This window comes from Nocardioides ureilyticus (assembly GCF_051280745.1).
Classification (GTDB): Bacteria; Actinomycetota; Actinomycetes; order Propionibacteriales; family Nocardioidaceae; genus Nocardioides.
Map to the genome: position 1 here is coordinate 63639 of NZ_JBNCOG010000001.1, position 22097 is coordinate 85735.

The following is a 22097-nucleotide window of genomic DNA, read 5'->3' on the forward strand; positions in this document are numbered from 1 at the left end:
TCAGTACATCCCCGGGTCGACCTTGTGGCCGAACTCGTGGGCGCCGAACATCTGCAGGGCCCGCTCGGGGTCGTTCGCCGCGTGCACCCGACCGGCGTGGGCGTCGCGCCACGCGCGCTGGAGGTAGGTGCCCTCGGCGAGCGCCCGGCCACCGGACGCCTCGAACAGCGCGTCGATCGCGTCGATCGCCCGCTGGCTGCCGAGCACCTGGTCGCGCCGGACCCGCAGGCGCAGGCCGAGCGGGATGGGCTCGCCCTTGGCGACGTGGTCCATCTCCTCACGGATGTTGTTGACCAGGAGCGCCCAGGCGGCGTCGATCTCGCTGCTGGCCCGCGCGATGCGCACCGCCGCGAAGGGGTCCAGCGACGCCTTCTCGCCGAGGTAGGCCGCACGCGTCCGCTTCTGCTGCATCTCGACGTGCTCGGCGTACGCCCCGCGCGCCATGCCGATGATCGGCGTCGTGATGGTGCCGGTGAAGACCGAGTGGAAGGGCAGCTTGTAGAGGTCGGCGGTGTTCTGCTCCTGGCCGGGGCCCTTGCACTGGCCGGTCTGGCTCATCGAGAGGGTGAACGCCTCGGGGATGAACACGTCCTCCACGACGATGTCGTTGGAGCCGGTGCCGCGCAGTCCGACCATGTGCCAGACGTCGACGATCGTGTACTTGTCGCGCGGCACCATGAAGGTCTTGAAGTCGACGACCTGCCCCTCGTCGTTGAAGACGAGCCCACCGAGGAGCACCCAGCTGCAGTGGTCGCAGCCGGAGGAGAAGCTCCACTTGCCGGAGAGGACGTAGCCGCCGTCGGCGACGGTCGCCTTGCCGGTCGGCGCGTAGGAGGAGCTCAGCCGCGTGGTGGTGTCCTCGCCCCAGACCGCCTGCTGCGCCTCGTCGGCGAAGAGCGCCACCTGCCACGGGTGGACGCCGACGACGCTGGAGACCCAGCCGGTCGAGCCACAGGCCGAGGCGATGTCGCGCACGGCGGTGTAGAAGGTGACCGGGTCGGCCTCGTAGCCGTCGAAGCGCCGGGGCTGCAGGAGCCGGAAGAAGCCGACCTCCTCGAGCTCCTTGATGCTGGCCTCCGGGACCACCCGCAGACGCTCGGCCTCGTCGGCCCGCTCGCGGAAGGTGGGCAGCAGGTCACGAACGCCGTCGAGAACAGCCTGGGACATCGCGTACTCCTGTCGTGGTGGGACCACCACAGACTAGAACACGTTCTTGTTTTGGAGAAGTCACCCCGAGGGCGGGTTTGTGTGACGGCGCGCTCACTACTCCGCCGCAGAGGGCCGGTACGGCGTGAGGACGCAGAACTCGTTGCCCTCGGGGTCGGCCAGCACCGCCCAGCCCCGGTCGCCGTCGCGCAGGTCGTCGACCAGCGTCGCGCCGAGCGCGAGCACCCGCTCGACCTCCTCGTCGCGGCTCCGGTCGGTCGGCCGCAGGCACAGGTGCATCCGGTTCTTCACCGTCTTCGGCTCGGGCACCTCGAGGAACAGCAGGAACCGGTCGTCCGGCCCGACGAGCCCGCACTCCTCGGCGCCGGGCTCGTTCTCGTCGTCGCCCTCGGGCAGGCGGAAGTCCTCGAGGACCTGCGCCCACCACAGGGCCTCCGCACACGCCCGCCGGTTGAGGAGGGCCGCCAGGCCCGTCTCGAGACCCGCCTGCTCCGCCGGCTTCCGCGCACGCGAGTGAGGCGTGGTCTCGACAGGCTCGACCACCGAGAGGCCTGCCCGACCACCGAGAGGCCGTGGTCTCGACAGGCTCGACCACCGAACCGGCCGTGGTCTCGACAGGCTCGACCACCGAGGTCTCGACAGGCTCGACCACCGAGAGGCCCGCTCGACCAGCGACGACGGGCTCAGGCGTTGGCGGCCTCCTTGTCCGCCTCCGCCTTGAGCATCAGCGCGATGTCGATCAGCTGGTCCTCCTGGCCACCGATGAGCTTGCGTCGACCCGCCTCGAGCAGGATCTTCGCGCCCGAGACGCCGTACCGCTCCGCGGCGTTCCCGGCGTGCTTGAGGAAGCTGGAGTAGACCCCGGCGTACCCCATCATCAGCGTCATCCGGTCCAGGCGGCACTCCTCCGGCATCGCCGGGCGGATGACGTCCTCGGAGGCGTCGACGACCTGCAGGAAGTCCACACCGGTGCGCCAGCCGAGCTTGTCGCAGACGCCGATGAACGCCTCGAGCGGCGTGTTCCCGGCGCCGGCGCCGAACCGGCGCACCGAGCCGTCGATCTGCGTGGCGCCCGCGCGGGCGGCGATGACGGTGTTGGCGACGCCCAGACCGAGGTTCTCGTGGCCGTGGAAGCCGACGTCGGCCTGGTCGCCGATCTCGGCGACGACCGCCGAGACCCGGTCGGCCGTCTGCTCCATCACGAGCGCGCCCGCGGAGTCGACCACGTAGACGCACTGGCAGCCGGCGTCGACCATGATCCGCGCCTGCTTGGCCAGCACCTCCGGCGGCTGGGTGTGCGACATCATCAGGAACCCGACGGTCTCCAGGCCCAGCTCCCGGGCCAGGCCGAAGTGCTGGATCGAGGTGTCGGCCTCGGTGCAGTGGGTCGCGATCCGACAGATCTGGCCGCCGTTGTCCTGGGCGGCACGGATGTCGTCCTTCGTCCCGACGCCCGGCAGCATCAGGAACGCGATCCTCGCTCGCGCCGCGGTCTCCGCGGCGATCCGGATCAGCTCCTGCTCGGGGGTGCGCGAGAAGCCGTAGTTGAACGACGATCCCCCCAGCCCGTCGCCGTGCGTCACCTCGATCACCGGGATGCCGCTGGCGTCGAGCGCACCCACGATGTCGCGCACCTCGTCCGCGGTGAACTGGTGCCGCTTGTGGTGCGACCCGTCCCGCAGGCAGGTGTCGGTCAGCCGCAGGTCGAGCTCGCCCCACGGCTCGGTGCCGTGGGTGCCGGACCAGGTGCGCTGCAGCGTGTCGAGGTCGGTCATCGTGACTCCTTCGGTCGTGGTTTCGAGACGGCGCTGACGCGCCTCCTCAACCACCGGTGGCGAGGATCGAGCGGGCGATGTTGTCACCGACGCGGGCCGCGGCGGCGGTCATGATGTCGAGGTTGCCGGAGTACGGCGGCAGGTAGTCCCCCGCGCCCTCGACCTCCACGAACACCGACACCTTCAGCTGGCCGCGGGTCGCCGGCGAGGGGTCGTCGACCTGCGGCTCCTGCAGCAGCCGGTAGCCGGGCACGTACTCCTGCACCGCCCGCTCCATCTCGAAGACCGAGGCCACGATCGCGTCGCGGTCGGCATCGGGGTCCACGGCGCAGAAGATGGTGTCGCGCATGATCATCGGCGGCTCGGCCGGGTTCAGGATGATGATCGCCTTGCCCTCGGCCGCCCCGCCGATGCCCGTCACGCCGGCCGCCGTGGTCCGGGTGAACTCGTCGATGTTGGCTCGGGTGCCCGGCCCCGCCGACACGCTCGCGACCGAGGCGACGATCTCGGCGTACGACACGCCGCCGGACCCCGCCGCGCCGCGGGTGACCGCGGCGACCATCGGGATCGTCGCCTGGCCGCCGCAGGTGATCATGTTGACGTTCCACTCCCCCACGTGGGCCTCGCCGTTGACCGGCGGGATGACCGCCGGGCCGACCGCCGCCGGGGTGAGGTCGACGGCACGGATGCCCGCCTCCTGGTAGCGGGGCGCGTACTCGCGGTGCACGTAGGCGGAGGTCGCCTCGAAGATGATGTCCGGCAGCTCGTCCTGCTTCAGCAGCCAGTCGACCCCCTCGTGGGAGGCCTCGAGACCCTCCTCAGCCGCGAGCCGCAGGCCCTCGGAGGACGGGTCGACGCCGATCATCCAGCGCGGCTCCACACTCCCCCCGTCCCGGGCGGAGCGCAGCAGCTTGTACATCAGGTCGGTCCCGATGTTGCCGGGACCGACGATCGCTGCGGTGAGCTTGCGCCCGCTGGTTGAGCCTGTCGAAACCATTCTCACTCCTCGAAGTGGGCGACGAGCGGGGCGAACCCGCTGATGGATGCCTCGACCCGGTCGCCCGGGGCGAACGGCACGAACGGGCCGAGGGCCCCGGAGAGGACCAGGTGACCCTTGCGCAGCGGGTCGCCGAAGCGAGCGGCCTGCACCGCGAGCCACCGGAGGGCCTCGAGCGGGTCGCCGAGGCAGGCAGCGCCGGCGCCGCTGGAGCGCACCTCGCCGTTGATCGACAGGGTCATGTCGACCTCCCTGGGCTCGACGCGGGTGAGCGGGAGGGCGTCGTCCCCCACGACGTAGAGCCCGCTCGAGGCGCAGTCGGCCACGGTGTCGGTGAAGCCGATGTCCCAGCCGGCGATCCGGCTGTCGACGATCTCCAGGGCGGGCAGGGCCACCTCGACCGCGTCGCGCACGCCGTCGAGGGTGATCTCCTCCTCGTCGACGTCCCGGGAGAGGACGAAGGCGACCTCCGCCTCCACGCGCGGCTGGAGCAACGCCGCCATGGAGACCGAGGCGCGCCCCGAGACGTCCATGACGTCGAGGAGGTAGCCGAAGTCGGGCTGGTCCACGCCGAGCTGGCGCTGCACCGCCTCGGACGTCGCCCCGATCTTGCGCCCCACGACCCGGGCGCCCTCACGGAGCCGGCGCTCGACGACGAGCCGCTGCACGGCGTACGCCGCGTCGAGGTCCTCGGTGCCGATGAGGTCGCGGACCGGTGGGCACGGCCGGCGGGCCTCCTGGGCGGCGAGGAGGCGCTCCGCGGCCGCGCGGATCGCCTCCGGTCCGGCGGGAGCTCCGGCAGGTGGTCCGGCGGGGGGATCGGTGTCGGGATCGAGCACACGGCGATAGTAGAACCTGTTACAGTTTTGCGCCATGACGGGGTCTCGAACGACTGGACCGAACGACGACGCTGCCCTGCCGGCAGAGGTCGATGTCGTCGTGGTGGGCGCAGGTGCCGCGGGGATGACAGCGGCACTGGCCGCCGCCGACCGGGGCCTCGACACGGTGCTGCTGGAGAAGAGCGAGTGGTTCGGTGGCTCCACCGCCCGCAGCGGCGGCGGAGTCTGGATCCCGGGCAACTACGCCCTGCGGGAGGCCGGGGAGGCCGACGACCCCGAGCTGTCCAAGACCTACCTCGACTCGATCGTCGGCGACGTCGTCCCCAAGGTCCGCCGCGACACCTACATCGACCGCGGTCCCGAGGTGCTCGACTTCCTTCGCGACCACACGCCGCTGCGGTTCACCTGGGTGCCGGAGTACGCCGACTACCACCCCGAGGCGCCGGGCGGCCGTCCCCGGGGCCGCTCCTGCGAGCCGGTCCCCCTGGACGCCCGCTGCATCGGCGACGAGCTGGACCGGCTGCACCCGCAGTACACCAAGGCGCCGGCCAACATGATCGTCACCCAGGCCGACTTCCGGAAGATCAGCCTGGGCCTCCGCACGCTCCGCGGGCCGGTGACCATGGTGAAGGTCGCCGTGCGCCGGATCATCAGCGGGCTGCTCGGGCGCAAGATGTTCGCGATGGGCAACGCGATCGCCATCGGGCTGCGCAAGGGGCTCATCGACGCCGGGGTGCCGGTGCACTACGGCGCCGACCTGCAGGACCTCCTGGTGGAGGACGGGCGCGTCGTCGGCGTCACCGTCGTCCGGGACGGGGCCACCCACGCGGTGCGCGCGCGACGCGGCGTGGTCCTCGGCAGCGGGGGCTTCGAACGCAACCTCGCGCTGCGCGAGGAGCACCAGCCCCGACCGACCTCGACGGAGTGGACGACCGGCTCCGAGAACAACACCGGCGGCGGCATCCTCGCCGGTGTGGCGGCGGGCGCCGCCACCGACCTCATGGACGACTCCTGGTGGGGACCGACCATCCCGCTGCCCCGCGGGCCGTGGTTCTGCCTCGCCGAGCGGAACCTGCCGGGGTCGATCATCGTGAACCAGGGCGGTGAGCGCTTCATGAACGAGGCGCTCCCCTACGTCGAGGCGGTGCACGAGATCTACCGCGGCCAGGCCACCGGGGTCGGTCACGTCCCCTCCTGGATGATCATCGACCAGCGCTACCGCAACCGGTACCTCTTCGCCGGGCTCGGCCCTCGCCAGCCCTTCCCGGGCCGGTGGTACAAGCACGGCGCGGTGCGGAAGGCGGCGACGATCGAGGCCCTGGCCGCCGAGATCGACGTGCCGCCCCACGCCCTGCGGGCGACCGTCGACCGCTTCAACGGCTTCGCCCGCAGCGGCGTCGACGAGGACTTCCACCGAGGCGAGAGCGCCTACGACCAGTACTACTCCGACCCCACGGTCAAGCCGAACCCGTCACTGCACGCGATCGACCAGGGCCCCTTCTACGCCGTGAAGATCGTGCCGGGAGACCTCGGCACGAAGGGCGGGCTGCTCACCGACGAGCGGGCGCGGGTGCTCCGCGCCGACGGCACGCCCATCACCGGCCTCTACGCCGCCGGGAACGTCTCGGCGGCCGTCATGGGACGCACCTACGCCGGCCCCGGGGCCACCATCGGCCCCGCCCTGACCTTCGGCTACCTCGCCGTCGAGGACATCGCGGCAGCCGCCGACCGGCCGATCGCCGAGAAGGAGACCGCCTGATGCCCATCGACCCGTCCGTGGCCGTCGGGGCCGACCTCGGCTCCCGGGAGTTCGCCTGGACCGAGAGCGACGTCCTGCTCTACCACCTCGCCATCGGCGCCGGCTCCCGGCCCGGCGACCACCTGACCCCGGGCGCCTTGCGCTACACGCTGGACGGGCCCGGCCTGCAGGTGCTGCCGTCGTTCGGCGTCGTCGCGCCGACCTTCCACGAGACCGACCCGCCCCCGCTCGACCTCCCGGGCTGCGAGATCGACCTCGCCCAGGTCGTCCACGGCTCCCAGGCGGTCACCCTGACCGGTGGGCCGCTGCCCACCGCCGGCCGGGCGACCGTGCGCACCACGCTCACGGATGTCTGGGACAAGGGCAAGGCGGCGGTCATCTGGCAGGACTCCGTGGCCACCGCGCCCACGGGCGAGGAGCTGTGGCGGACCCGTTCGTCGATCTTCGTCCGCGGCGAGGGCGGCTGGGGCGGCGACCGCGGCTCGTCGGAGCCGGTGACGCTGCCCGACCGGGCGCCCGACGCCGACGCGACGTACGCCGTCACCCCGCAGCAGGCGCTGCTCTACCGGCTCTGCGGCGACCGCAACCCGCTGCACGCCGACCCCGACTTCGCCAAGGCCGCCGGGTTCCCCTCACCGATCCTGCACGGGCTCTGCTCCTACGGCATCGTGCTGCGCACGTTGACCGACGAGCTGCTCGACGGCGACGCCACGCAGGTGGCCGGCTTCGCCGCGAAGTTCGCCGGCGTCGTCTTCCCCGGGGAGACCATCCGCACCCGCGGCTGGCGCGAGGACGGCCGGGTCGTGGCCTCGGCCACCATCGCCGGCGGCGACCGGGACGGCGCCCCCGTGCTCGGCGACGTGGCGCTCGACCTGGCCTGACCGGCCGGCGCGGGCCCGACCGTCCGCCCGCCCCGAGGCCGACTCAGGTCCGGTGCGCCAGCAGGTAGAGCCGTTCGGTCGTCTCGCCCCGGGCCGCGACCGGCCCCCGCCGGTACCACTCGACGTCGCCGAGCCCGGCCGCCTCGACGGCCGCGCCGACCTCGGCGACGTCGTGGCTCACGAAGTCCAGCGAGACCCGGTGCCCGTGCCACTCCTCGATGCGCCGCACCCGCTGCGCCGCACCGGTCTGCATCGCCAGCAGCAGGCAGCCGCCCGGGGCGAGCGGCCGCGCCAGCGCCGCGACGGCGTCGGGCAGCTCCGCCGGCGAGAGGTGGATGAGCGAGTACCACGCCAGCACCGCGCCCCAGCCGTCCGCGAGCGGCGGCCGCATCAGGTGGCGCAGGTCGCCGACCTCGTACGTCACGTCGGGGAAGCGTGCCCGCGCCTGCGCGACCATCTCCGGGGCCAGGTCGAGCCCGGTGGCGTCGGCCCCGGCCGCGGCGAGGTACGCCGTGACGTGGCCCGGGCCGCTGCCGACCTCGACCACGGGGCGCCCGGCGGCGATCGCGTCCGCGGCCACCCGGTCGAGCAGCCACCGCTCGAAGGGCTGGTCGGCCAGCTCGTCGACGAAGGTGTCGGCGTAGTCCGCGGCCACCGCACCGTAGACGGCCCGCACCCGGTCGTCGCGGTCCGCCGGGAGCGGCACCGCCCCGTCGGCGTCGCTGGCCACCGGCCCCTCCTCGGGGGCCGCTCCGAGGAGGTGCCGCCAGCGGGCGTCGCGATCACCACGCCGCTTCGGCAGCTCCTCCACCAGGCCGCGACCGGCCATCCCCTGCAGGCACGCCTCGGCGGCCTCACGGTCGGCGAAGCGGTGCAGCCGCTCGGTGCGGGTGCGCAGCTCGCCCGGTGCCTGCGGGCCGCGGAGCAGCAGGACGGTCAGGAGCGCCCGCTCGTCGGTGCCCAGGGCGAGCACCTCGTCGAGCACTTGGTGGTACTTCAGCGTGCGGCGGCCGGTGTCGGACCAGACGATCCGGACCAGCCCGCGCTCCTTCAACCGTCGGCCGACCTGCTCGACCCGCTGCTCGTCGTACTCCACGACCGGCTCGCGGCTGCTGCTCTGGTTGCACGCGCCACGCAGCGCGTTCAGCGTCAGCGGGTAGGAGGCCGGCACGGTCACCTGCTTCTCCAGCAGCGCCCCGAGCACCCGCTGCTCCTCTGCGGTCAACGGCGTGTCCAGCGGTGCCTCCCTCGCGGGGCCGAGCGGGCGGGCCGACGTGGGCTGCGTCTCGGTCACGCGGGCGACGATAGGGCAACGGCCCGCACCGGCCCGTTGTTGCACCAGGTGATGCCACGTCCCTGGGTTCCCTCGCACGTCCTCGTCACCGCCGCCGCCCGCGAGCAGCCGCACGCGGCGGAGATGCTGCGCCGCATCGAGGCGGCCGGCGTCGAGGACATCCGGCTGCTCGAGGGCAACCGGCTCACCGGCCTGGCCGACGGCTCCGAGCGCGAGGTCTACGCCCGCGCCAAGGCCACCCTCGCCCTGGTCGTCGCGCCCCCGAGCGTGACCAAGCCGCAGCCCATCCCGCCGAGCGCCGACTGGCGCATCGACCTGGCCCGGGGCTGCCCGGCGCACTGCCAGTACTGCTACCTCGCCGGCTCGCTCGCGGGCCCACCGATCACCCGCGCCTACGCGAATCTCGACGACGTCCTCGCCGGTATCGGCACCCACGCCGGACGCGGCGCCGTCACGAGCGGCACGGCCGCCCGCGGCCACGAGGGCACGACGTACGAGCTGTCCTGCTACACCGACCCGCTCGGCATCGAGCACCTCACCGGCTCGCTGGCCGAGGCGGTCCGGCGGGTCGGCACCGGTCACTACGGCGACGACGTGTCGCTCCGGTTCACCACGAAGTTCGGGGCCGTGGACGACCTGCTCGTGCTGCCCCACGGGCGGCGGACCCGGATGCGTGCCTCGGTCAACGCCGAGGAGGTGGCCAGCCGCTTCGAGGGCGGCACCGCCCCCGTGCCGGAGCGGCTCGCGGCCCTGCGCCGGGCGGCGCTCGCCGGCTACCGGGTGGGCCTGACCATTGCGCCGGTCATGCCGGTCGAGGGCTGGCGGGACCAGTACGCCGCGCTCCTCGACGCAGTCGCCGGCTCGTTGGCCGACGTGCCCGACCTGGACCTGACCATCGAGGTCATCACCCACCGGTTCACCCCGGGCAGCAAGGAGACCCTGCTGGGCTGGTACCCGCGCACCCGGCTCGAGATGGACGAGACCAGCCGCACGGCCAAGCGGAACAAGTTCGGCGGGGTCAAGCACGTCTACCCGCGGGAGACGATGGCGGCGATGCGCCACTGGTTCACCGACGCCCTCGAGGCGCGGCTGCCTGGCGCGCCGATGCTCTACTGGACCTGACCGCGCCGCGAGGACGGGCTTTCCGCGCCCGACCCTGCTACGGTCGTCATGTTGAAGGGGGTTCTCCCCACCTGGTGGCCGATCCGGCCTCCGCGCTCATCGCTTGTCCTTGGTTCGCACGTCGGTATCAGGCGCCTGGCTTTGTCTTCAGCCCCGCAGCGGGCAACAAGTCGCCCGCCGCTACCGACACGAAGGAACGATCAGCATGACCAATGGCACCGTGAAGTGGTTCAGCGACGAGAAGGGCTTCGGCTTCATCGCCCAGGAGGGTGGCGGCGCGGACGTCTTCGTCCACCACACCAACATCCAGGGCAACGGCTACAAGTCCCTCAAGGACGACCAGTCCGTCGCGTTCGACATCGTCGCCGGCCCCAAGGGCCCGCAGGCGGAGAACGTCCGCGCTCTCTGAGCCCACGCTCGCTTCGTCCAACGGCGGCTCCCGGTCACGCACCGGGGCCGCCGTTCGGCGTTTCTCGGGCGGGAGTGCGCCACCGCCGCCGCCCGCCCGCTGCCATGATCCGCGGATGAGCGACGTGCTGCGGACCCCCGACGAGTGCTTCGCGGGGCTGCCCGGCTACCCGTTCGAGCCGCACTACGTGGCCGTGGAGGCCGACGGCTTCCCGCCGCTGCGGATGCACCACCTCGACGAGGGCCCGGCCGACGGACCCGTGGTCCTGCTGCTGCACGGGCAGCCGACCTGGTCCTACCTCTACCGCTCCGTCGTCCCGGTGCTCGTCGAGGCAGGGCTGCGCGTCGTCGCGCCCGACAACGTGGGCTTCGGCCGTTCCGACAAGCCGGCCCGCACGACCGACCACACCTTCGCCCGCCACGTCGCGTGGCTCCGCTCGTTCGTGACGTGCCTGGACCTGCGGGACGTGACGCTCGTGGCCCAGGACTGGGGCGGCCCCCTCGGCTTCAGCGTGCTCGCCGCGGAGCCGGACCGATTCGCGCGCGTGGTGGCGGCCAACACCATCCTGCACACGGTGGACCCGGCGCTCGAAGGGCGGCTGACCTGGGCCGTCCACGGCACCGGCGACGGGCGGGTGGTGCTCGAGGAGGCGCTGGTCGACTACCTGCTCCTCACCCAGCGCACGGCCGACCTCCGGGCCAGCGACTTCGTCGGTGCCGCCACCTCGCGTGCCCTGTCGCCCGAGGAGCTGTCCGGCTACGACGCGCCGTTCCCCGAGGAGCGCCTCACCGCCGGCCTGCGTCAGATGACCGCCCTGCTGCCGCTCACGCGGAACGACCCCGGCGCCCGGATCGGGCGGCGCACCATGCGGGCGCTCGAGGAGTTCGACCGTCCCTTCGTCACCTGCTACTCCGACGGCGACCCGGCCACCCGCGGCTGGGCGGAGGTCTTCCAGGAGCGGGTGCCGGGCGCGCGCGGACGCGAGCACGTGACGGTCAGCGGCGCCGGGCACTTCCTCCAGGAGGACGCGGGTCCCGAGCTCGCCCGTGCCGTCGCGCGGGTCGTCTCGGAGACCTGACCGCTCCTGCTCCTTGCCGCTCACCAACCGGCGACGGTGGTGACCTGCCCGCGGTCGGGGTCCCACCGGCGCAGCCGGGTGAACCGGAGGACGACGTCCTCGTGGCCGAGGACGTCGACCGCCTGCTGCGCCTGCTCCCGCGGCAGCCGGCGCGCCAGCGTGACGTGCGGCAGCCACCCGAGGTGCGCGCGGTCGGGCACCTGGACCCGGACGGCGAGCACGCGGCGCACCACGTCGTCGTCGATGTCGAAGGCCCGGGCCACCGTCAGCCGATCACCGCCGAGCAGCAGCAGCCCCGCCGATCGGGCCTCGAACGGCAGCAGGGAGCCCAACCGGGTCGCGGCCACGTCGAGGGCGGGGTCGGGCAGCTCGGGCGCGGAGACCACCGTCAGGTGGGGAGCGTTGGTCGGGCCCGTGTGGTCGAGCTGGGACGGGAGCCCGGCGTCGGACAGGCGCTGCCAGTCGTGACGGACCGCCTCCGTCCCGGCCTCGTCGGGCACCAGCTCCAGTGCGTGCAGGGCCATCGTCGTCATGTCCCTTCCTGCGGCACGGCGAGAGCGATCCACGAGGTCATGGGAGGGCCGGTGCCGCACAGTGGCGACGCGCAAACCCCTCCGGGACCGCCGTCGGTAGGTTGCCGGCGTGGACAGCGCCCGCCAGCTCGAGAACCTGCTGCACCTCTACGCCGAGCGGATCGACGCCGGCGACCTCGACGGGGTCGCCGCGCTCTTCCGCCACGGATCGGTGATGGGACAGCGGGGGCCGGAGGCGGTCCGGGCGCTCTACGCCGCCACCACCCGCATCCACGAGGCCACCGGCACGCCACGGACCCACCACGTCACCACGAACGCCATCATCGACGTCGACGAGGCCGCCGGGACGGCGACCTGCCGCTCGCGGTTCACGGTGCTGCAGGCGACCGAGTCCCTGCCGTTGCAGGCCGTCGTGGCGGGCCGGTACGAGGACACCTTCCACCGGCTCGAGGGGCGGTGGTGGTTCGCGACGCGGACCATGCACGTCGACCTGACCGGTGACCTCAGCCAGCACTTGCTCCTGTGAGGTCCGACCGGGTGCGGCCCGGCCGGCTCCTTCAGACCGAGAGCACCAGGCCGCTGGTCGGCACACCCGTGCCGGCGGTCACCAGCACGTGCTCGGCCCCGTCGACCTGGTTGACCGACGTGCCGCGGAGCTGCCGCACCCCCTCGGCGATGCCGTTCATGCCGTGGATGTAGGCCTCGCCGAGCTGGCCGCCGTGGGTGTTGACCGGCAGCCGGCCGCCGATCTCGATGGCGCCGTCGGCGACGAACGCCGGCGCCTCGCCGCGCCCGCAGAAGCCGAGCTCCTCGAGCTGCATGAGCACGTACGGCGTGAAGTGGTCGTAGAGGACCGCCACCGGCATGTCCTCGGGCCGCAGGCCGGACTGGCGCCACAGCTCCCGGCCGACGACGCCCATCTCCGGGATGCCGATGTCGTCGCGGTAGTACGACGTCATCACGAACTGGTCCTTGCCGCTGCCCTGCGCCGCCGCCGCGACGTACGCCGGCGGCTGCGGGAGGTCCTTCGCCCGTTCCGCGGAGACCACCACGAGGGCGACCGCCCCGTCGGACTCCTGGCAGCAGTCGAGCAGGTGCAGCGGGTCGGCGATCAGCCGCGAGGCCTGGTGGTCCTCGAGGGTGATCGGCCGCTCGAAGAAGAAGGCCTCCGGGTTGGTCGCCGCGTGCCGCCGGTCGGCGACCGCGACCGCCCCGAAGTCGGCCGACGTGGCGCCGTACTCGTGCATGTAGCGGCGCGCCTGCATCGCCACGGTGGCCGCGGGCGTGCCGAGCCCCATGGGGTAGGTCCAGGCGTTGTCGAGCCCGTTGGTGTTGACCTGGGTCGCCGCCGCGACCGAGAACTGGCCGAAGCGGCTGCCGGATCGCTCGTTGAAGCCGCGGTAGCACACGACGACGTCCGCGACCCCCGTCGCGACCGCCATCGCGGCCTGCTGCACGGTGGCGCACGCGGCGCCGCCGCCGTAGTTGATCCGGGAGAAGAAGCGCAGCTCCGGGACGCCGAGCTCCCGGGCGACGGCGATCTCGGAGGAGGTGTCCATCGTGAACGTCGTGAGCCCGTCGACGTCGGCCGGCGTCAGCCCGCAGTCGGCGAGCGCCGCGAGCACCGCCTCGACCGAGAGCTGCAGCTCCGAGCGGCCCGACTCCTTGGAGAACTCGGTGGCGCCGATGCCGACGATCGCCGCCTCGCGCGAGAAGCCCGCCATCAGACGCCCTCGGTGGTCGAGCTCGTCGAGACCTTCACGGTCCCGATGACGTGGTCGCCGAGGGAGACGGCGCCGGTGACCTTGAGGGTGGCGATGCCGTCCTCGACCGACTCCACGGAGCCGGTGAAGGTGAGCGTGTCGTAGGGGTACGCCGGCGCGCCGAGGCGGATGGCGATGCCTCGGACGTCGGCCCGGTGGCCCGCCCAGTCGGTGACGTACCGCTCGACCAGCGCGGTCGAGGTCAGGATGTTCAGGAAGATGTCCTTCGACCCGGCCGCCTGGGCGACGTCGCGGTCGTGGTGGACGTCCTGGAAGTCGCGGGTCGCGATCGCGGTGCTGACCACGAGGGTCGGCGTGATCGGCAGCTCCCACGCGGGGATGGTGTCGCCGGCGGTCAGGGTGGTCATGCACGTCTCCCTTCGACGGGCTCAGGACGGCGCCAGACCGGGAGGGTCAGCTCGTCGTCGATGCGGTGGAAGTCGACCCGCAGCCGCATGCCGATCTCGATCTCGTCCCCCGCCACGTCGACCACCTCGCCGACCATCCGGACCCCCTCGTCGAGGTCGATGAGGGCGATCACGATCGGCAGCTCCTTGCCGGGCACGGGCGGGTGCCGGTGCACGACGTAGGAGAAGACCGTGCCGGTCCCGGCGGCGACGACGTAGGACTGGTCGAAGGAGTGGCACCGTGGGCACGAGGGCCCCGGCGGGAACCGCAGCGCCTCGCAGTCGCGGCACTGCTGGACGCGCAGCTCGCGGGCGGCGGTGCCCTCCCAGAAGAACTCCGTGTCCCGGCCGCGCATCGGCCGGATGACACCCGCGGTCACGGCTGCTTCCCCTCGGAGGAGCCCCTGGGGACGAACTTGAGGACGCGGAAGAGCATCGTGGCCACGACCTCGCTCCGGCCCGCGTCGTCGTCGACGTACCAGGTGTTGCGGGAGGTGACGAAGTAGCCCTCCCCCATGGCCGTCCGCTTCGGGCCGACCACGGACTCGAGGGCGGTGGTGACCCGCACCTGCTCGCCGACGCGGAGCGTGCGGCGGTACTCCTGCTCGCAGTTGGTGCCGAGCACGGCGGTGAACCCCTCGGCGGTGAGCACCTTCATCATCCCGTGCAGGGGGTCGTCCTCCGGCGGCCTGCCGCCGAGGCCGTACATCGTCCAGACCTGGGCCATCGAGGGCGGCGCCTCCCCCGCCTGCCACCGCGGGTTGGTGTTGCCCATCGCCTCGACCCAGTTGTTGATCGTCGGCTGGTTGACCGGGTCGCGGCCCTCGCGCTCGGCCGCCTCGCCGAGCGCCTTGATCCGCTCGGCCTCGGCCATGATCCGCGCGTGGCGCGCCTCGCCGGTCGAGCCTGTCGAGACCCCGCTCGCCGTGCGCAGATTCATCGCGGCACCCGCGGCAGCCCGAGGCCGAACATCGCGATCAGCTCGCGCTGCACCTCCTGCACGCCGCCGCCGAAGGTCAGCACGAGGTTCCGCTTGGCCTGGGCGTCGAGGTACTCCACCAGGTGGCGGGTGTCGGCCTCCGACGGGTCGCCGTACCGGTGGACGATGCGGGTGAGGTCGTCGGCGAGGTGCTGGACCTGGTCGGCGGCGAAGACCTTGGAGCTCGAGGCGTCGCCCACGGAGACCTCACCGGTGGCGGCCGCCCGCGCGACCTCCCAGTTGAGCAGCTCGTTCACGCGGAACACCGCCGTCACCCGGCCCATCACCTCCCGGACGTCGGGGCGGTCGGCCACGCCCGCCTTGGTCGCCCAGTCGAGCACCCGGTCGCGGAGTCCCTCGATCCTCCCGGCGGGGCCGAGCATGACCCGCTCGTGGTTCAGCTGGGTGGTGATCAGCTTCCAGCCCTGGTTCTCCTCCCCCACCAGCATGTCGACCGGCACCCGCACGTCGTTGTAGTACGTCGCGTTGACGTGGTGGCTCCCGTCGGCGGTGATGATCGGCGTGAAGGAGTAGCCCGGGTCGGTGGTGTCGACGATGAGGATCGAGATGCCGCGGTGCTTGGGCGCGTCGGAATCGGTGCGCACCGCGAGCCAGACGTAGTCGGCCTGGTGGCCACCGGTCGTCCACAGCTTCTGGCCGTTGACGACGTAGTGGTCGCCGTCGCGCCGGGCCGTGGTCCGCAGCGACGCGAGGTCGGTACCGGCGTCGGGCTCGGAGTAGCCGATCGCGAAGTGGACGTCGCCCTCGAGGATCCGCGCCAGGAACAGGTCCTTCTGCTTCTGCGTGCCGTAGCGGATCAGCGTGGGGCCGACCGTCTGCAGCGTCACCGCGGGCAGGTGCACGTCGGCGCGCTGGGCCTCGTTGGCGAAGATGGTCTGCTCGACCTCGCCGAGGCCGTGGCCGCCGTACTCCTGCGGCCAGCCGACACCCATCCAGCCGTCGGCACCCATCTGCCGCACCACCCGCTGGTAGGTCGCCCCGTGCCGGTCCTTGCCCATGTCGAGGTGCTGGTCCTGGGAGGCGAGATTCGTGAAGTACGCGCGCAGCTCGGCCTTGAGGGCGCGCTGCTCGCTGCTGAGCTCGAGGTTCTTCGTGGTCGGGTCCTCGACCAGCACGTCCTCCGGGCGGGTGTCGAGAGCGTGGACGATGTCGGTGACCCAGGAGAAGTAGTGGTGCATGGGGTAGGTCTCGTCGACACCCACGCCCCCGTGCAGGTGGTGGCAGGTGCGCAACGCCCGCGGCGCCTCCGAGCAGGTCCAGTACGCCGCCACGGCGAGGTCGTCGGTGACGTCGAGGCCCTGCTCCAGGCGCCAGGCGGCGTTGGCCGCGGCCAGGTCGACGAGCCGGGAGGTGATGTAGACGTCGGCGACCTGCATGGCGACCGCCTGGAACTGCGCCAGGGTGCGACCGAACTGGGTGCGCTCCTTGACGTAGCCGGCGGTGAGGTCGCGGGCGCCGGCCACGACACCCGCACCGGTGAGCAGCAGGCCCGTGATCGCGTGCTCCCGGAGCGCCCGGGCCGCGTCCGCGCCCCCGAGCAGCTCGGCGGGGGCACGCTCGAGCACCACGGTGTGCTCGACCAGCCGGGCCGACGACGGGGACTCGACCAGCTCCACCCCCGGCCCCCGCGGGTCGACCAGCACCACGACCGGGCCGTCGGCGGAGGAGGCGTGGACGAGGAGCCGGCCGGCGCTCTCGGCGTACGTGACGCCGACCTTGCGGCCGGTGACCACGCCGTCCGCGTACGTCGTCGCGGGGGTCGCCGGGAGCCCGGCGCCGACCTCGCGCAGCGCCGGCGTCAGCAGCAACCGCCCGGCCGCCAGGTCCGGGAGCAGCGCCTCCTGCTGCTCGGGCGACCCGTGGCCGGCGACCACGAGCGCGCCGCAGCACAGCGCCTCCCACAGCGGCAGGTGCCGCGCACGCAGGCCCGCCTCCCGCAGGAGCACGCCGACCTCCGCCAGGCCGAGACCCTCCCCGCCATGGGCCTCGGGAACCGGCAGCGCCAGCAGCCCGTTCTCCGCCAGCGCAGCCCAGTCCTCCTGCCAGCGGCCGGTCGGCCCGGCGCCGCTGCGCCCCAGGACGTCGGTGATGACCGAGCGGACGGCCGCCAGGGACTCTGCCCGTTCGGCGTCCAGCTCGCTGTACCCGTCGGAACCCACGTCACGTCTCCTCTGGCCTGCCGGTCGTCAGCAAAACTGTAACGTGTTCTACCACCGCTCCGCGACGAGGTCGACCCGGTGGTCCCGTCATCCAGGGCCTGTCCCCGCCCGCGACTAGGGTCCGCCTCATGCCCGACACCTCCCGACCCGGTCGTCGCGCCTCGGTGGCCCCGCCGCGGATCGACCCGCTGACGCTCACCGGCCTCGACCCGGGCGAGCCTGGGGACCTCGTCCGTGCCGCCGACCTGGAGTCGGCCCGGTACGACGACCTCCGACTGCCGCTGCTCGACCTCGGCGACGCGCGGGCCGACCGGGTGCTGCTCGCGGGGCTGCGGGCCGATGAGACCGACCTCCGTGGCACCCGCCTGTCCGAGGTCGTGCTGGACCACGTCGACCTCCCGGTCGTGCGCACGACCCGCGGCCAGTGGCGCGACGTCACGGTGACCGGCCGACTCGGATCGGTCGAGGCGTACGACGCTCGCTGGAGCTCGGTGCACTTCGTCGGCTGCAAGCTCGGCTACCTCAACCTCCGCGGGGCCGAGCTCACCGATGTCGCGTTCACCGACTGCGTGATCGAGGAGCTCGACCTGCTGCACACGACCGTGCGGCGCGTCGGCTTCCGGCAGAGCCGGACCGGCCACCTCGCCGTCCGCGAGAGCCGCCTGCACGACTTCGACCTGCGCGGCACCACGCTGGAGTCGATCGAGGGCGTGCTGGAGCTGCGCGGCACCACGGTGGGCCGTGAGCAGCTCGACCTGCTCGCACCCCTGCTGGCCGACGGCCTCGGCCTCGACGTCCGCGACTGACGGTGATCAGGTGGGCGAGCCCCGCAGCGCGCGCCGTCAGGACCCCGTCGACACGGCCGCCCGCAACCTCGCCAGCTCGGCGGGGAACCGCCCCACGAGACCGTGGACGTCCGGCACCGACTCCCGGCACGCGATCACCCCGACGTGCAGCTGACCGGCGTTCGACAGCACCGTGATGTTGAGGCCGGCACCGTGGAAGACCGGCCCCAACGGGTAGAGGCCGACGACCTGCGCGCCGCACAGGTAGAGCGGCACCGGCGGGCCCGGGACGTTCGAGATGACCAGGTTGTGGACGACCGGGTGCCGCTCGGCGAGCCGCAGCCCGGCGTAGGTCCGCACGGCCAGCCCGAACGTCCTCGGCGCGGCGAACTCGGCCCAGTCCTGCAACGCGTCCGCGCTGATCGCGTGGTGGTGGTCCTTCGCGTTGCGGTTGCGCCGGGCCATCTCCTGCAAGCGGACGAGCGGGTCCGGCTCGTCGGTGCCGAGCTTGGCGAACAGGGCGGACACCTTGTTGGCGCCGCCGGCGCGCCTCGACGACCCGTGGACCGACACGGGCACCGTGGCCAGCAGCGACTCGCGCGGCAGGTCACCCCGCTCCTCGAGGTAGGACCGGAGGGCACCCCCCGCGACGGTGAGGACGACGTCGTTCACGGTCGTCCCCGTCGCGCTCTTGAGGGCACGGACCTCCTCGAGCTCCAGGTCCGCCAGACCGATCGTGCGGTGTCCGGTGATCGTGCCGTTGAACGACGTCCGCGGCGCCGTCAGCGGTGCGGCCATCGCCGTGCCCGCCCGGGCGCGGCCGATCGTGCGGGTGACCAGCTGGGCCGACGGCTTGAGCAGCCGGGCGGCATGCACCGGCTTGACGGCGTTGGCCAGGAGCGCCCGCGCGAAGAGCTCCAGTTGCTCCGGGTCCCGTCCGGCCGGGCGCTGGTCGGCCGGCGACAGCGGATCGGCGTCCGGCTCCAGGCTGCACAGGTGGGAGAGCAGGTTGGCGCCCGAGACGCCGTCGACCGTGGCGTGGTGCATCTTGGTGAACACCACGACCAGGTCGTGCCCCAGCCCGCCGTCGTACCCCTCGACCACCCACATCTCCCACAGCGGCCGGGACCGGTCGAGCGGTTGCCCGGCGAGGTGCGAGACGAGCTCGGTCAGCTCCCGGTAGCCGCCCGGGCTCGGCAGGGCGAGGCGGTGCACGTGCCGCTCGATGTCGAACTGCCGGTCGCGCACCCAGACCGGGTGGTCCAGGCCCATCGGGACCCGGCGGAGCTTGCGGTTGAAGGCCGCGCTGTCGCGCACGCGCTCCTCGATCGCCGACCGGAGCCCCTCGAAGGAGTACCGCTCCGGCATCGTCTCGGGGTCGAGCACGATGACGCCGCAGACGTGCATCAGCTGCGCCGGCGTCTCGAGGTAGAGGAAGCTCGCGTCGAGCCCGGAGAGACGGTCCACAGTCACCACCTTGTTCTGGAACGTGTTCCACTTCCTAACGGAGCGGCGCGCACATCGATACGCTCCTCCTCCACCGGACGGTCGTCGGCGGGCGCCTGAGACCGGGTACTAGGGTCGGCGGCATGTCGTTCCTGCGTCGACAGGTCGTCACGGCCGCACTGACTGCCAACGCGATCCGCCCGCTGCCCGGCTTCCGCAGCGGCATCCCGTCCTTCTTCGCCGGCTGGCTCGTGGGCGAGCTCGCCCCGCACGTCCTCGCCCTCACGGTCGCGGACGCCGCCGCCCACACCCCGAGGCGCCGCCGCGACCCCCGGGGACTGGCCCTCGCAGCGGCGAGCGCCGTCGGCCTCGGCTACCTGCTGGTGCAGGCGCGGCAGGTCCAGCAGCGAGCCGAGGACTGCCTGGTCGAGGGCCTGGGCGCCGACTACCTCGAGCAGCTCGACCCGAAGCCGACACCGGCGGACCTCGCCGTGCCCTGGCGGCGCCTGGTCTACCCGTTCCGCATGCGCACCGCCGAGGTGCGCGTCGAGAAGGACATCGCCTACGACCCGGACATCGGCCGACGGGGCCTGCTCGACGTCTACTCCCCCGCCGCCGGGGTGCCCGACGGCGGGGCGCCCGTCCTCCTCCAGGTGCACGGCGGCGGCTGGACGATCGGCAACAAGGACCAGCAGGGCATCCCGCTGATGCAGCACCTCGCCGCCAAGGGCTGGGTCTGCGTCGCGATCAACTACCGGCTCGCACCCCGCTCCGCGTTCCCAGCACACGTCATCGACGTGAAGAAGGCGATCGCGTGGATCCGCGAGCACATCGCCGAGCACGGCGGCGACCCCGACTACATCGCCATCACCGGCGGTTCGGCGGGTGGGCACCTCGTCGCGCTGGCCGCGCTCACCCCGGGCGACCCGGCGTACCAGCCGGGGTTCGAGGAGGCCGACACCTCGGTCCAGGTCGCGGTCCCGCACTACGGCGTCTACGACTTCGCCGGCTCCACCGGGCTGCGCAGCGCCGAGCTGCTCCGGGACAGGTTCCTGGGACCGAGGGTGCTCAGGAAGCGGTGGACCGAGGACCCGGAGGCGTTCGAGGACGCCTCACCGATCCTGCGGATCACCCCCGAGGCCCCGGACTTCTTCGTGCTCCACGGCGCCTACGACACCCTCGTGCCCGTCGAGCAGGCGCGGCTCTTCGTCGAACGGCTGCGCCAGGTCTCCAAGCGCTCGGTCGTGTACGCCGAGCTCCCCGGCGCGCAGCACGCCTTCGACGTCTTCCCGTCGATCCGCAGCGCGCACGTCGTCCGGGCCATCGACCGCTACCTGCACTGGCACTGGCACCAGTACCGCCGCGAGCGCGGCCGCGTCACGGGCTGAGTGTCAGGGAAGGCGGGGAGGCGTCAGGATCCCAAGTAAACCTGGGATCCTGACGCTTCCCGGCCATCGCAACACCCGCGGAGCGTCAGGAAAGGCCGATGAGTGGCCGGTCCGAGCGCGGCCCGGTCAGGCGGTGATGGCGGACGCGGGGTGCGCCTCGCCGAGGAGCGAGTCCCGGCGGTCGACCAGGGCGGCCACGGCGTCGAGGAAGCGGCCAGTGCTCTCCCCCACCTGGACGTCGTCGAAGTAGTGGTGCCGCATGGCGACGCGGGCCAGGTGGTGCTCGTCGTGCTCGAGGCGGGCAGCCAGCAGCGCGGCGAGGGCCGGCACCTCCACGTCCTCGATGACGTCGGCGCACCGGCTCACCGGGACCTCGCGGCGCAGGCGCTCGGCGTCGTGGTGCCGGTCGGTGATGAAGATCGGCTTCTCGGTGCGCAGGTAGAGCCAGTCGAGCCCCACCGAGGAGACGTCGGTGACCATCGCGTCGCAGTCGGGCATGAGGGCGAGGATGTCGCCGGAGACGATCGCCTCGTGACCGGCGTCCGGCTCCCGAGCGGCGGCCTCCTCGACCAGCGTGAGGATGGCGCGGTGCCCCCGGCGGACGGCGGGCGTGAGGCTGGTGGCGATCTTGGGGTGCGGCTTGTAGAGCAGGCGGACGTCCGGCACCGCCAGCACCGCGCGGACGAGGTCCGGACCGATCGTGTCCACGGAGGTGTAGTCGTTGTACTCCGCGTCGCCCTCCCACGTCGGGGCGTACAGCACGGTACGCCGGTCGCTCGGCGCCACCAGCCGGTCCCGCCGCAGGTCCAGCTGAGGTCTACCGATCCGGACCAGCCGGCCGGTGTCGAACTCCAGCAGGCCGGCCCGGTGGCGCTGCACCGCGGCCTCACCGGCCACGAAGACCCGGTCGTAGGCCTTGGCGTTGTTGCTGGCCATGCTCTGCTTGTCGCTCTCCCCGTGGTTGATGTGGACGTGGAGCGCCCGGCCGTGCAGGAGCGACTGGAAGTTGAGCATCGAGTTGTTGCAGTACAGCACGACCTTCGGGTCGACTCCCGCGTAGAGCTCCGTCAGGTCCGGGAACGACGCCGCGAGGGTCACCGGCAGCCAGGTGTGCGACCGCAGGACGGCGGCTGCCGCGTCGTCGCGCGCGACCACACCGACCCGGTGCTGGTCGTGCAGCTGCTCGAGGACGGGCAGCCACTGGAGGAGCTGGTAGGTCCGACTGCTGTCGTCGGCGAAGTAGGCGATCACGGAGGCCTCGAGCACCGGAGGATCGTAGGGCCGGGCTCGGGTCG

At 72.7% G+C, this 22097-nt stretch carries 22 protein-coding genes; 8 read left to right on the forward strand and 14 right to left on the reverse strand.

All coding sequences use genetic code 11. The annotated features are described in order from the left end of the window. From hsaA to ACSMHG_RS00360, 5 genes are all read right to left on the reverse strand, one after another. Nucleotides 1-1167: a 3-hydroxy-9,10-secoandrosta-1,3,5(10)-triene-9,17-dione monooxygenase oxygenase subunit gene (gene hsaA, locus ACSMHG_RS00340; RefSeq protein WP_435741328.1), complete on the reverse strand. Its 1167-nt coding sequence runs from the start codon at nt 1165-1167 to the stop codon at nt 1-3. A gap of 96 nt (nt 1168-1263) precedes the next feature. Then, nucleotides 1264-1710, reverse strand: coding sequence for a VOC family protein (locus ACSMHG_RS00345; RefSeq protein ID WP_435741329.1), 447 nt, complete (start codon nt 1708-1710; stop codon nt 1264-1266). Between the two features lie 140 nt (nt 1711-1850). Further along, the gene (dmpG, locus tag ACSMHG_RS00350; protein ID WP_435741330.1) at nt 1851-2942 is read right to left on the reverse strand and encodes a 4-hydroxy-2-oxovalerate aldolase; all 1092 of its coding nucleotides are present in this window, start codon (nt 2940-2942) and stop codon (nt 1851-1853) included. Nucleotides 2943-2988: 46 nt separating this feature from the next. Next, on the reverse strand, nt 2989-3939 hold the full coding sequence (locus ACSMHG_RS00355; RefSeq protein WP_435741331.1) for an acetaldehyde dehydrogenase (acetylating): 951 nt from the start codon (nt 3937-3939) through the stop codon (nt 2989-2991). A gap of 2 nt (nt 3940-3941) precedes the next feature. Then, nucleotides 3942-4778: a 2-keto-4-pentenoate hydratase gene (locus ACSMHG_RS00360; RefSeq protein ID WP_435741332.1), complete on the reverse strand. Its 837-nt coding sequence runs from the start codon at nt 4776-4778 to the stop codon at nt 3942-3944. A 34-nt stretch (nt 4779-4812) separates the two neighbouring features. Between ACSMHG_RS00360 and kstD the strand changes: the two genes are divergently transcribed. Together kstD and ACSMHG_RS00370 are read left to right on the forward strand one after the other, a co-directional pair. After that, nucleotides 4813-6537, forward strand: a complete 1725-nt coding sequence (gene kstD / locus ACSMHG_RS00365; protein ID WP_435741333.1) for a 3-oxosteroid 1-dehydrogenase — start codon at nt 4813-4815, stop codon at nt 6535-6537. Next, nucleotides 6537-7418, forward strand: a complete 882-nt coding sequence (locus ACSMHG_RS00370; protein WP_435741334.1) for a MaoC family dehydratase — start codon at nt 6537-6539, stop codon at nt 7416-7418. Before kstD ends, ACSMHG_RS00370 begins: the two co-directional genes overlap by 1 nt. Nucleotides 7419-7461: 43 nt before the next feature. On the opposite strand, the gene ACSMHG_RS00375 is transcribed toward ACSMHG_RS00370, so the two are convergent. Beyond that, entirely contained in the window at nt 7462-8712 is a 1251-nt protein-coding gene (locus ACSMHG_RS00375; RefSeq protein WP_435741335.1) for a DUF480 domain-containing protein, read from the reverse strand. A gap of 51 nt (nt 8713-8763) precedes the next feature. On the opposite strand from ACSMHG_RS00375, the gene ACSMHG_RS00380 reads away from it, so the two are divergent. From ACSMHG_RS00380 to ACSMHG_RS00390, 3 genes are all read left to right on the forward strand, one after another. Next, nucleotides 8764-9834, forward strand: a complete 1071-nt coding sequence (locus ACSMHG_RS00380) for an SPL family radical SAM protein (protein WP_435741336.1) — start codon at nt 8764-8766, stop codon at nt 9832-9834. Nucleotides 9835-10039: 205 nt separating this feature from the next. Next, a complete protein-coding gene (locus tag ACSMHG_RS00385; protein WP_435741337.1) occupies nt 10040-10243 on the forward strand; it encodes a cold-shock protein in 204 nt (67 codons plus the stop codon). A 115-nt stretch (nt 10244-10358) separates the two neighbouring features. Then, complete coding sequence (locus ACSMHG_RS00390; protein WP_435741338.1) at nt 10359-11321, forward strand: haloalkane dehalogenase; 963 nt, start codon at nt 10359-10361, stop codon at nt 11319-11321. Between the two features lie 20 nt (nt 11322-11341). Here ACSMHG_RS00390 and ACSMHG_RS00395 read toward each other — a convergent pair whose 3' ends face one another. Then, nucleotides 11342-11854 carry a hypothetical protein gene (locus tag ACSMHG_RS00395; RefSeq protein WP_435741339.1) on the reverse strand — a complete coding sequence of 171 codons (513 nt, stop codon included), beginning with the start codon at nt 11852-11854 and terminating at the stop codon, nt 11342-11344. 109 nt (nt 11855-11963) lie between these two features. Here ACSMHG_RS00395 and ACSMHG_RS00400 point away from each other — a divergent pair, with 109 nt between their 5' ends. Next, nucleotides 11964-12380: a nuclear transport factor 2 family protein gene (locus ACSMHG_RS00400; RefSeq protein WP_435741340.1), complete on the forward strand. Its 417-nt coding sequence runs from the start codon at nt 11964-11966 to the stop codon at nt 12378-12380. 31 nt (nt 12381-12411) lie between these two features. Here ACSMHG_RS00400 and ACSMHG_RS00405 read toward each other — a convergent pair whose 3' ends face one another. Genes ACSMHG_RS00405 through ACSMHG_RS00425 form a run of 5 tightly spaced genes read right to left on the reverse strand, consistent with a single transcriptional unit; the run spans nt 12412 to nt 17183 of the window. Continuing rightward, entirely contained in the window at nt 12412-13578 is a 1167-nt protein-coding gene (locus ACSMHG_RS00405; protein ID WP_435741341.1) for a lipid-transfer protein, read from the reverse strand. Next, nucleotides 13578-13985 (reverse strand): MaoC family dehydratase, encoded by a 408-nt coding sequence (locus ACSMHG_RS00410; RefSeq protein ID WP_435741342.1) that lies wholly within the window; start codon nt 13983-13985, stop codon nt 13578-13580. Before ACSMHG_RS00410 ends, ACSMHG_RS00405 begins: the two co-directional genes overlap by 1 nt. After that, nucleotides 13982-14404, reverse strand: a complete 423-nt coding sequence (locus ACSMHG_RS00415; protein ID WP_435741343.1) for a Zn-ribbon domain-containing OB-fold protein — start codon at nt 14402-14404, stop codon at nt 13982-13984. The genes ACSMHG_RS00410 and ACSMHG_RS00415 overlap by 4 nt, the downstream gene beginning before the upstream one ends. Continuing rightward, the gene (locus ACSMHG_RS00420) at nt 14401-14964 is read right to left on the reverse strand and encodes an FAS1-like dehydratase domain-containing protein (RefSeq protein ID WP_435741344.1); all 564 of its coding nucleotides are present in this window, start codon (nt 14962-14964) and stop codon (nt 14401-14403) included. The genes ACSMHG_RS00415 and ACSMHG_RS00420 overlap by 4 nt, the downstream gene beginning before the upstream one ends. Further along, the gene (locus ACSMHG_RS00425; protein ID WP_435741345.1) at nt 14961-17183 is read right to left on the reverse strand and encodes an acyl-CoA dehydrogenase family protein; all 2223 of its coding nucleotides are present in this window, start codon (nt 17181-17183) and stop codon (nt 14961-14963) included. The genes ACSMHG_RS00420 and ACSMHG_RS00425 overlap by 4 nt, the downstream gene beginning before the upstream one ends. Nucleotides 17184-17311: 128 nt before the next feature. Between ACSMHG_RS00425 and ACSMHG_RS00430 the strand changes: the two genes are divergently transcribed. Further along, on the forward strand, nt 17312-17989 hold the full coding sequence (locus ACSMHG_RS00430) for a hypothetical protein (RefSeq protein ID WP_435741346.1): 678 nt from the start codon (nt 17312-17314) through the stop codon (nt 17987-17989). 36 nt (nt 17990-18025) lie between these two features. Here the strand turns inward: ACSMHG_RS00430 and ACSMHG_RS00435 are convergent, their stop codons facing one another. Beyond that, a complete protein-coding gene (locus tag ACSMHG_RS00435; protein ID WP_435741347.1) occupies nt 18026-19435 on the reverse strand; it encodes a WS/DGAT/MGAT family O-acyltransferase in 1410 nt (469 codons plus the stop codon). A 122-nt stretch (nt 19436-19557) separates the two neighbouring features. Between ACSMHG_RS00435 and ACSMHG_RS00440 the strand changes: the two genes are divergently transcribed. Beyond that, nucleotides 19558-20802 carry an alpha/beta hydrolase fold domain-containing protein gene (locus ACSMHG_RS00440; protein ID WP_435741348.1) on the forward strand — a complete coding sequence of 415 codons (1245 nt, stop codon included), beginning with the start codon at nt 19558-19560 and terminating at the stop codon, nt 20800-20802. A 126-nt stretch (nt 20803-20928) separates the two neighbouring features. On the opposite strand, the gene ACSMHG_RS00445 is transcribed toward ACSMHG_RS00440, so the two are convergent. Next, nucleotides 20929-22068, reverse strand: a complete 1140-nt coding sequence (locus ACSMHG_RS00445; RefSeq protein WP_435741349.1) for a CDP-glycerol glycerophosphotransferase family protein — start codon at nt 22066-22068, stop codon at nt 20929-20931. Nucleotides 22069-22097 lie beyond the last annotated feature (29 nt).

What these genes read in the sequence shown, in the direction of transcription:
- ACSMHG_RS00390 (WP_435741338.1), top strand. Translation starts at nt 10,359, where the DNA reads ATGAGCGACGTGCTGCGGACCCCCGACGAGTGCTTCGCGGGGCTGCCC.
- ACSMHG_RS00410 (WP_435741342.1), bottom strand. Translation starts at nt 13,985, where the DNA reads ATGACCACCCTGACCGCCGGCGACACCATCCCCGCGTGGGAGCTGCCG.
- ACSMHG_RS00420 (WP_435741344.1), bottom strand. Translation starts at nt 14,964, where the DNA reads ATGAATCTGCGCACGGCGAGCGGGGTCTCGACAGGCTCGACCGGCGAG.
- ACSMHG_RS00385 (WP_435741337.1), top strand. Translation starts at nt 10,040, where the DNA reads ATGACCAATGGCACCGTGAAGTGGTTCAGCGACGAGAAGGGCTTCGGC.
- ACSMHG_RS00430 (WP_435741346.1), top strand. Translation starts at nt 17,312, where the DNA reads ATGCCCGACACCTCCCGACCCGGTCGTCGCGCCTCGGTGGCCCCGCCG.
- ACSMHG_RS00355 (WP_435741331.1), bottom strand. Translation starts at nt 3,939, where the DNA reads ATGGTTTCGACAGGCTCAACCAGCGGGCGCAAGCTCACCGCAGCGATC.
- kstD (WP_435741333.1), top strand. Translation starts at nt 4,813, where the DNA reads ATGACGGGGTCTCGAACGACTGGACCGAACGACGACGCTGCCCTGCCG.
- dmpG (WP_435741330.1), bottom strand. Translation starts at nt 2,942, where the DNA reads ATGACCGACCTCGACACGCTGCAGCGCACCTGGTCCGGCACCCACGGC.
- ACSMHG_RS00370 (WP_435741334.1), top strand. Translation starts at nt 6,537, where the DNA reads ATGCCCATCGACCCGTCCGTGGCCGTCGGGGCCGACCTCGGCTCCCGG.
- ACSMHG_RS00380 (WP_435741336.1), top strand. Translation starts at nt 8,764, where the DNA reads ATGCCACGTCCCTGGGTTCCCTCGCACGTCCTCGTCACCGCCGCCGCC.
- ACSMHG_RS00395 (WP_435741339.1), bottom strand. Translation starts at nt 11,854, where the DNA reads ATGACGACGATGGCCCTGCACGCACTGGAGCTGGTGCCCGACGAGGCC.
- ACSMHG_RS00440 (WP_435741348.1), top strand. Translation starts at nt 19,558, where the DNA reads ATGTCGTTCCTGCGTCGACAGGTCGTCACGGCCGCACTGACTGCCAAC.
- ACSMHG_RS00405 (WP_435741341.1), bottom strand. Translation starts at nt 13,578, where the DNA reads ATGGCGGGCTTCTCGCGCGAGGCGGCGATCGTCGGCATCGGCGCCACC.
- hsaA (WP_435741328.1), bottom strand. Translation starts at nt 1,167, where the DNA reads ATGTCCCAGGCTGTTCTCGACGGCGTTCGTGACCTGCTGCCCACCTTC.